The following is an 8,342-nucleotide window of genomic DNA, read 5'->3' as shown; positions in this document are numbered from 1 at the left end:
TTTTCCTAAGGCATCTGCTGCGCTACTACGCACAGAAGAGTGTGAATCTTCAACGAGTTTAAGTAATCCCGGAATCGACTTTTCGTCACCGATTTTTCCTAAGGCATCTGCTGCGCTACTACGCACAGAAGAGTGTGAATCTTCAACGAGTTTAAGTAATCCCGGAATCGCCTTTTCATCACCGATTTTTCCTAAGGTATCTGCTGCGCTACTACGCACAAAATAGTCTGAATCTTCAACGAGTTTAAGTAATCCCGGAATCGCCTTTTCATCACCGATTTTTCCTAAGGTATCTGCCGCGATCCAACACTCAGAAGAGTATGAATATTCAACGACGAGTTTAAGTGATCCCGGAATCGCCTTTTCGTCACCGATTTTTCCTAAGGCATGTGCCGCGCTCCAACGCACAGAAGAGTGTGAATCTTCAACGAGTTTAAGTAATCCCGGAATCGCCTTTTCGTCACCGATTTCTCCTAAAACATGTGCCGCGATCCAACGCACAGAAGAGTCTGAATCTTCAAGGAGTTTAAGTAATCCCGGCATCACCTTTTCGTCACCGATTTGGCCTAAGGCACCTGCCGCCATCATACGCACATCAGAGTGTGAATCTTCAACGAGTGTAAGTAATCCCGGAATCGCCTTTTCGTCACCGATTTTTCCTAAGGCATCTGCCGCCATCATACGCACATCAGAGTGTGAATCTTCAACGAGTTTGAGTAATCTCGGAATCGCATCATCCGATCGCGCTTCCTCCAAAAGCTCAACCTTCAACCATCCCGGCACATCCAACCCATCCACCAACCCAACCGTGCGCTTCTGAAACTCCCGCTGCACCTCCCCCGCCAGCCGCGCCCCCAACATCAAATCCACCTCCAATGCCAGCCGCACCACCCGCACCGCCTGCACCTCATCCCGCAACAACGACAGCATGAACGCCAGAGGCTCCGTCCATTTAAAATAATTCAAATAGAAATGCTGCAACCGTTCATCATCCATCACATCCGAATGCTTATCCTCAAACAGTTTCAGCAACGCCCGCCCCGCATAATACTCCTGAAATAATTGGTGATGAAACTCAATTTCCTCCGGCTTTGCCGCCACCTGCAACAGATGATGTTTCCGCAAATCCTCTAGCCACTTCTTCGCCTTCTTTAGAGGCTCCTGCTCCTCCTCATCGCGCAACCAGCACTTCAAAATCCCCTCAGCCTTCCGGCGAGAAATCGCCACCCAGCCATCCGTGGGGTACTGCGAGTCGCCCTGCAACATCACAAAAGCCAACTGCTGCAAAAGATCCGACTTGAAGCGCCGAAAATCATCCGAAACCGACGCACCGCCCTTAAACTCCTCATACTGGCGATCGAACTCCTGAAACAACTCGCCCTTACTCTGGGGAATTTTCCCGCTATTTTTAAACACCTTACACATCATTTCCAGTAGTAACGGCGTTTCGGCAATCTCACGCAGGCGATCGCGCAACTGCCCCAGCAGCAAATCCCCATGTTGCGGCAAATGCTTGTGCACAAACTCCCGCATCTGCGGTTGCGTCAGCGCGCACATATCCAGCTTTTTCTCAATGCCCAAAGATCCGCCCAGCGCCAAATCCCGCGTCGTGAAAATCATCGGCGTATCGGGATTGTCGTCGTGGAATAGCTGCAAATCCTGCCGCCTTTGTTGCGATGGCATCTCATTCACCCCATCCAGCAACAGCAGCAACCTGCCATCCAGCAGCAAATCATCCACCTCTTCCGGGCAAACTCTCAGCTTTGCCTGTCGAAATTCGGCACAGATTGCGTCTTTGATCGAGCGATCGCTCCTCAACTGCACCAACACCGGAATCTGTCGATCGCCCTCATTGAGCGCTTCTAGTGCCAATTCGCACCGAAAACGCTGCAAAACCGTCGATTTTCCCGAACCGGGCTTGCCCACTAGCAGCACATTTCCCTGCTGCACGTACTTGCGGAGTCCCGCCAGCACTTCCAGCCGCTCGATTTTCGTTTCTGGTTTATTTTCTGCGGATCGAGGTTGCGATCGATCCTCCAGTGGCTTTTCCACCCGCACCTCCACCTGTAAATCCGTCAGCGTGTAGAGATGCTGTTGTTTTTTATAAGACTCAACCAGGGATTGCAGATATTTAGGAAAATCAACTGGTGTCGCCATTTGATTATAGATTTTAGAATATGGATTTATTATAGATTTTTTCTAGATACGCGATCGATGCTGAAAATTCGGGACAAAATCACATCATATTAAATCCGGCTTTAGTACCCCCTTTTCTCTTAGTCCCCCTCTGCTCGGACTTCGGAACAGGCAAGATGCCTGTTCCACAAAGAGTAAACCCGGACTTATTATAGATATCAGAATAACCAGCAATCAAAATAACCAGCGGGCGGCGAATCGTCATGAAAAATTTGAGCTTTGTCTAAAGTAGGTACAGCCTCCGCCAATTCTCTACCTAATTTTACTTCCTGTGCTCTGTCTGTTAATGGAAATGAAAATTGATAGCCATCTTGCAAATATTTTGCCCTAGCAACAATCTCGTCTTTCTCTAAAATAGCGCTGTTAGTACCAATCAAAACGCTGTTAATGTCCTTCCACGGACACACGCACACCTGAGAAAACACGCTTTGAAAAGTCTTAATTTTTTCCGCATAAAACTCATCTCTTTGCAGCAGATTTACCAGCACAACTCCTGCAGTTGACAAGCATTTTTCGCAGAGTTGATAAAATTCTTTCGTGGCCAGCCTGTGCGGAAAGTAGCCGTTGCCAAAAAATACGTCGGTCATGATGATATCGTACTGCATATCGGGATTTTGCTGTTCCAGATACTCTCTCCCGTCTTGAATTGCTACCGTCAGCCGAGCGTCCAATTTTATCCCAAAACACTGTGTAGCTGCTTCAATCGCGATCGGGTCTACATCCGCACATTCTATAACAGTTTCCGGCAAATAGTGATGCAAAACTAAGGGAATTCTGCCCCCGCCAAATCCAGCTATGTAGATTCTTTGAGGTTGGCTTTGCCACACTAAACCCAACATCATTGCCTGAGTATATTCAGACACTAGATGTAAAGGAGTGTTGAAATCCAAAACAGATTGCAGTAAATCTGTTTGCCGATTTACTTTTTCTACTAAAGATAGCTTAATGTGCGATCGCTCTTTTGTGACTGCAACATAGTGAACACCAGACTCTTTGCAAAAAATAACTTTGTCTGGCTGTTGCTGCAGCCAAGCCAGCCGCTGTTCAATCGCGGATAAATTAATAGATTGCCAAGTTTTGTGTTCCTCAATCATCTGATTGTAAATTTTATTTTAATTCAATATTCTCTAAGAATATAGCCTCATCAACCTGGTTTCTACCAAAATGGCTGAGTCGCCCGATATCTGCGAAGAAACCGGGTTTCTAGTGAAGGCTGGGGCAAGTCATGTTCTCATTTTCCAGCAGGGCAAAAAACGAGAATACAACAGAAATTCAGCCGATTACAGCCGCTTGTACGCCACCAACTCCAAACCTGAAACCGAAAGTTCCACTTTTTCCCAGTCTTCCTTGTCACCTTCCAACTTTTCAAAGGCTGCTGAGGTGAGCAAAATCTCTCCTCGTTCCGCCAAATCCTCTCCCAGCTTGGATGCCAGATTAAATTCCGATCCGTACATATCCTCTCCTTCCAGCATCAAAACATCACCACAGCCAATACCAATGCAGAGGTAAATATCCATATCCGGCGGTAGTGTCGTGTTGACAGCCGCCGTTTGTTTCAAAGAGTCGATCGCAGCTTCCACCGCCGATTTTACATCGGGAAAAACTGCAAAAATATTGTCTGCTTCCTCCTTAACTACAGTGCCCCTGCATTCTGAAATTATCGGTTTGACAATTCCGTGCATCCGGTGAATCATTGCCAAAAAATGAATAATTCCGTAGCGGACTGTCGTGCGAGAAAATCCCGACATATCCATTACTAAAATTGCGTAATTTTGGCGAAAAGTTTCATTTATTTTCGCATCAATTTCAGCCATTCTTTCGGGATGTTCGTTTCTTTCTTGCAGCAACTTTTCCAAGTAAGTGCGGTTATTTGTTTTCATTTTAGTTTAATTAAATTCCCAATCGCGACACAGTTCTTGAGGGCGGCCAGACGGATGCACTGCACAAGTGATGCCATCCTTACCGTAATAATAATTGCAGACTTTGCAAGGTTGAGTTTGCTCTAATTTTTTCATCAAAATTGCCCGGATTTTCTGGACTCGGTTTCTATACTTGTTTGCATTCGAGTGACTCGGTTCAATTGCCAAAGCTTGCTCGAAAGCTGCTAAGCTGGAATCGTACAATTTAATAATTTGGGAACTGTATTTTGTCCAAGCATCGGCGTGGCTTTGATACAATTCAACTGTACTTAAGTTTAAAATTCCGTATTCTGTCCAAGCGTCGGCTGAAGCTCGATCGAACTTAATATTGGCATTGAGCAAAACTTTTTTGATCGTTGCCAAAAGTTCCCTCGGCTGCCAAGGTTTGCTAACATAAGCCTCGGCGCGATCGCCCTGGAACCTCGAAAATAAAGCTAACTGCTGTCCCTTGCCTGTTAAAAATACCACGGGTATGTTCCGAGTTTCGGGATTAGCTTTAATTAAACGACAAACCCCGTAACCGTCCAGACGGGGCATTATGACATCTAATAATACTAAATCAGGGCAATTTTTCTCAACTTTAGCCAGCGCTTCCACACCGTCAGATGCCTGAATTACATTCAATCCGCTGCATCTCAACTGATGTGAAATGCACTCCCGCTGGCTGCGGGAATCTTCCACCACTAAAACTGTACTCATCACTCCCCACCTGGTTTTTGAGGTAAACTTGTTCGCTGCTTCGAGTGGCCCTTGCTGAAATCAGTTTACCCGCCTTGGATTAGTTTGTTATCACTGGCAAGCTAAACTTACTCAAATTGCAACAAATCTTAAACCGGGGAGCCAAAGTGATACTTATCAGAAAATGCTGGTTGCTAATACCCGGAAAAATATTCGATATTTGGGCCGCAAATATTCGGCTTTTAAGCCTTAATAACCCCAAATCAAACTGATATCGGACGAAAACCTTGTTGAATTTCAACAGATAATCGGCTACTGTATACGTTGAAGTTCTTAAGGACGACAAATGAATAGATTGCTCCTCACTTTACTTGTAAGTCCGACGCTGTTTGGATCTGTGATGTCTTTGAGCGCGATCGCAAATCCCGCTCAAATTGGCGAAACACCAAGCCAATCGGGTGATGCGCCCCGCTGCGTGCGATCGCCCCACACTCAGCGTCTGAGTTGCGTGCGCCTCTCCGCCAAAACCGCTGCTTCAAATTCTAAACCGACGATCGCTTGGCAGTCGCCGGATGGCCAGCCGGTGGCGATGCTGGACTTTTCGGAAGAAGAAAGCGATGCCGCCGTGGCGATGTTTGGCTGCGACTGCCCGGTTTGCATCAATTCCCTGCGCCAGTTGCGCGGTGTGCCACTTTTACCCGTGTAAGGGCGATCGCCCCATAGTGCTCGATCTAACGTTTGAATTTTGGTCAAATCGCGATCGTTGCGAAATTTGATAGTTGCGGGACGATCGCACTTGTCATTTACAATCACCTATTCACAGTGGCGATCGAGCATTTCAGAGCGATCGACCTTTTGATGTCCACAAATTTCAATAATTTCTCACCGATAAAATGCCCTTCGATGTCTTTCGGGCAAAAGGCATACTATCGAATTAGATCACAGCTCAACAGTTGTTTATTTTGAGATTTCCTGAGTTTATAATTTGGCAGTTTGTAATGGCGAAGGTTATTCACAGCTACAAGGATGAGACTGCCAAAAGTTGTAGCTTTTGGTTTGTAACAGCAGATGAATGCAGATCAACGCCGATGTTGCAAATCGATACCAGCAGGTAAAATGGAATGTATAATATTAGCGAAGTAAACCGCTACTGGAAATCATGTCCACAAATACCGCGCTACCTGCAGCCCTAGCTAAAATCGTTCAGCGCTTTCAGCGACATTCCGATCCGAAACAGCGCTACGAACAACTGCTGTGGTATGCCAAAAGACTCCCAGCATTTCCCGAAAGCGACAAACTGCCGGAAAACAAAGTTTCTGGCTGTACGTCACAAGTTTATATTACTGCAAATTTGGCAGACGGAAAAGTTTTGTATCAAGGCGATTCAGACGCTCAGTTAGTCAAAGGATTAGTTGGCTTGCTGGTGGAAGGTTTGAGCGGATTAACGCCTGCTGAAATTGTCACCATTACCCCAGATTTTATTCAAGACACGGGATTGAATGTGAGTCTGACACCTTCCCGCGCTAACGGATTTTACAACATCTTTCAAATGATGAGAAACAAGGCACTTGCTTGCGAATTGAGCGATCGCGCCGAAGCAAATTAACAGGATAAAAAGTCATGACTCAAACTACAAATTTAACAAAATCAGGTTCTGGCAACTCTCTCGTCGCAGTTCAAGAATATATTTGGAATTGGAAAGAAACGCAAATCAAAGTTATTTACGAAACCAGAGGACAGGGAAATCCTGTATTGCTACTGCCTACTTTCAGTACGGTTTCCACGCGAGAAGAAATGCGTCCTTTAGCAGAATTATTAGCTCCTCAATTTCAAGTTGTGAGCTTAGATTGGCCTGGTTTTGGCGAATCGGAGCGCCCGCGAACCGACTATCAGCCGCAATTATACCATCAATTTCTTAAGGATTTTGTTGAGTCAATTTTTAATAGTCCGGTTGGGGTAGTTGCGGCAGGTCACGCTGCGGGTTATGCGATGCAATTAGCGCAATCAAAGCCCAATGTTTGGTCAAAGATTGTGTTAGCTGCACCGACTTGGCGCGCGCCTTTGCCGACGATGAGCAAACAGCAAAGCGGGTGGCATGGAGTCGTGAGAGAATTAGTACGATCGCCCTTACTGGGACAATTCCTCTACAAACTAAACACTGCGCCATCTTTCCTAAGTTTTATGTACCGCCGCCACGTCTACGCCGATGCAGCTAAAGTCACGCCCGATTTCATCGAAAGCAAATGGCAAGTGACCCAAAAACCCGGTGCTCGCTACGGTTCTGCTGCCTTTGTGACTGGTGGTTTAGATCCGGCAAAAGTGCGATCGGAATTTACAGATAAATTTCAAGAATTAGCAGTGCCGGTGATGGTTGTAATTGCTGAGAATGCGCCGCCCAAATCCAAGGCTGAAATGGAAGCATTAACGGAATTACCGGGTGTTGAATCGCGAGTTATTCCTGGTTCATTGGGAATGCACGAAGAGAATGCAGAAGCTTTAGCAAATGCGGTTAAATCTTTTATTTGAGAGGATTAAGAGGGAATAAACCGCAGAGGGCGCAGAGAACGCAGAGGGGAGGAATGCAAGCTGTTTTTTTAACGTTAGTTTGGATGGTTTGCTATTGGTTTTGTCTGCCAGTTTATGCTGTCGGAGATTCGCAGATGGTCAATTTGCCAAAGAGTACGATCGAAGGTGCGATCGACTTTCACATTCATTCTTCTCCTGATGTCATTCCTCGCAGGTTGGATGATTTTGAGGTAGCTAAGTCAGCGGCGCGATCGCACATGAAAGCTGTTGTATTGAAAAATCATTATGCCAGCACAGCAGCGCGGGCTGTTTTGGTTAATAAAATAGTACCACAAATCGAAGTTTTCGGAGGAATTGTTCTCAATCATTCGGTAGGCGGAATTAATCCCGACGCTGTGGACGCAATGCACCGCATTGGCGGCAAATACGGTAAAGTAGTGTGGCTACCAACGGTTGATGCTGAGCATCACTTGCAGGTTTTTCACAAGCCGGGAATTGGGATTAAAGTTGCGGAAAATGGCAAGGTTTTACCGGAAACAGCAGCAGTGTTGAAGATGGTAGCCAAAGATAATTTGATATTGGAAACTGGTCATATTTCCTCAGAAGAAGTGATGGCAGTTGTCGGTGAAGCCAACCGGCTCAAGATTAAGAACATCCTGATTACTCACGCAATGGCGGATGTACCCGGCTTATCCCTAGAAAATATGCAAACAGCCGCCGCAGCCGGAGCTTTCTTAGAACTCGCATTTGTGAACGATTTGATGGGAGAAAAGGCCGCTGATGAGGCACACAAAAACTGGCATAAAGTTTCAATTAAGAAGATGGCAGCAGCGATTAAACTAATCGGAGCCGAGCATTTTGTTCTCAGCACAGATTTGGGAAGAAAACCCGATCCTTTACCTGCGGAAGGTTACAAATTATTTGTGGAAAAATTGATAGATGAAGGTATTTCTCCGCACGAAATTGATTTAATGATGAAACACAATCCTGCTCTATTGTTAGGCATTTAGAATTGGTAATTGG

8 protein-coding genes are annotated in these 8,342 nt (G+C 45.9%); 4 read left to right on the top strand and 4 right to left on the bottom strand.

The features are described from left to right. From QUA40_RS19235 to QUA40_RS19220, 4 genes are all read right to left on the bottom strand, one after another. Positions 1–2,157 (bottom strand): HEAT repeat domain-containing protein (locus QUA40_RS19235; RefSeq protein ID WP_333128689.1); only part of this gene is annotated, 2,157 nt, incomplete at its 3' end. Positions 2,158–2,354: 197 nt separating this feature from the next. Then, complete coding sequence (locus QUA40_RS19230) at positions 2,355–3,290, bottom strand: fused MFS/spermidine synthase (RefSeq protein ID WP_333128687.1); 936 nt, start codon at positions 3,288–3,290, stop codon at positions 2,355–2,357. A gap of 186 nt (positions 3,291–3,476) precedes the next feature. Continuing rightward, positions 3,477–4,076 (bottom strand): adenylate/guanylate cyclase domain-containing protein, encoded by a 600-nt coding sequence (locus QUA40_RS19225; protein ID WP_333128685.1) that lies wholly within the window; start codon positions 4,074–4,076, stop codon positions 3,477–3,479. 6 nt (positions 4,077–4,082) lie between these two features. After that, positions 4,083–4,814 (bottom strand): response regulator, encoded by a 732-nt coding sequence (locus tag QUA40_RS19220; protein WP_333128683.1) that lies wholly within the window; start codon positions 4,812–4,814, stop codon positions 4,083–4,085. A gap of 325 nt (positions 4,815–5,139) precedes the next feature. Between QUA40_RS19220 and QUA40_RS19215 the strand changes: the two genes are divergently transcribed. The 4 genes from QUA40_RS19215 to QUA40_RS19200 all read left to right on the top strand — a co-directional run bounded on the left by QUA40_RS19215 (position 5,140) and on the right by QUA40_RS19200 (position 8,329). Further along, entirely contained in the window at positions 5,140–5,499 is a 360-nt protein-coding gene (locus QUA40_RS19215; RefSeq protein ID WP_333128681.1) for a hypothetical protein, read from the top strand. A gap of 453 nt (positions 5,500–5,952) precedes the next feature. Beyond that, positions 5,953–6,399: a SufE family protein gene (locus tag QUA40_RS19210; RefSeq protein WP_333128680.1), complete on the top strand. Its 447-nt coding sequence runs from the start codon at positions 5,953–5,955 to the stop codon at positions 6,397–6,399. 14 nt (positions 6,400–6,413) lie between these two features. After that, a complete protein-coding gene (locus tag QUA40_RS19205) occupies positions 6,414–7,319 on the top strand; it encodes an alpha/beta hydrolase (protein ID WP_333128677.1) in 906 nt (301 codons plus the stop codon). A 53-nt stretch (positions 7,320–7,372) separates the two neighbouring features. After that, entirely contained in the window at positions 7,373–8,329 is a 957-nt protein-coding gene (locus QUA40_RS19200; protein WP_333128675.1) for a DUF6282 family protein, read from the top strand. Positions 8,330–8,342 lie beyond the last annotated feature (13 nt).

Origin of the sequence: Microcoleus sp. Pol11C3, assembly GCF_036701485.1 — a bacterium.
Taxonomy (GTDB): Bacteria; Cyanobacteriota; Cyanobacteriia; order Cyanobacteriales; family Microcoleaceae; genus Microcoleus.
The sequence above is the reverse complement of the archived record's forward strand: the minus strand, read 5'-3'. Positions and strand labels throughout refer to the sequence as shown.

Bases quoted from the DNA above. Each gene is read 5' to 3' on its own strand.
- QUA40_RS19230 (WP_333128687.1), bottom strand. From the start codon at position 3,290: ATGATTGAGGAACACAAAACTTGGCAATCTATTAATTTATCCGCGATT.
- QUA40_RS19225 (WP_333128685.1), bottom strand. From the start codon at position 4,076: ATGAAAACAAATAACCGCACTTACTTGGAAAAGTTGCTGCAAGAAAGA.
- QUA40_RS19220 (WP_333128683.1), bottom strand. From the start codon at position 4,814: ATGAGTACAGTTTTAGTGGTGGAAGATTCCCGCAGCCAGCGGGAGTGC.
- QUA40_RS19215 (WP_333128681.1), top strand. From the start codon at position 5,140: ATGAATAGATTGCTCCTCACTTTACTTGTAAGTCCGACGCTGTTTGGA.
- QUA40_RS19210 (WP_333128680.1), top strand. From the start codon at position 5,953: ATGTCCACAAATACCGCGCTACCTGCAGCCCTAGCTAAAATCGTTCAG.
- QUA40_RS19205 (WP_333128677.1), top strand. From the start codon at position 6,414: ATGACTCAAACTACAAATTTAACAAAATCAGGTTCTGGCAACTCTCTC.
- QUA40_RS19200 (WP_333128675.1), top strand. From the start codon at position 7,373: ATGCAAGCTGTTTTTTTAACGTTAGTTTGGATGGTTTGCTATTGGTTT.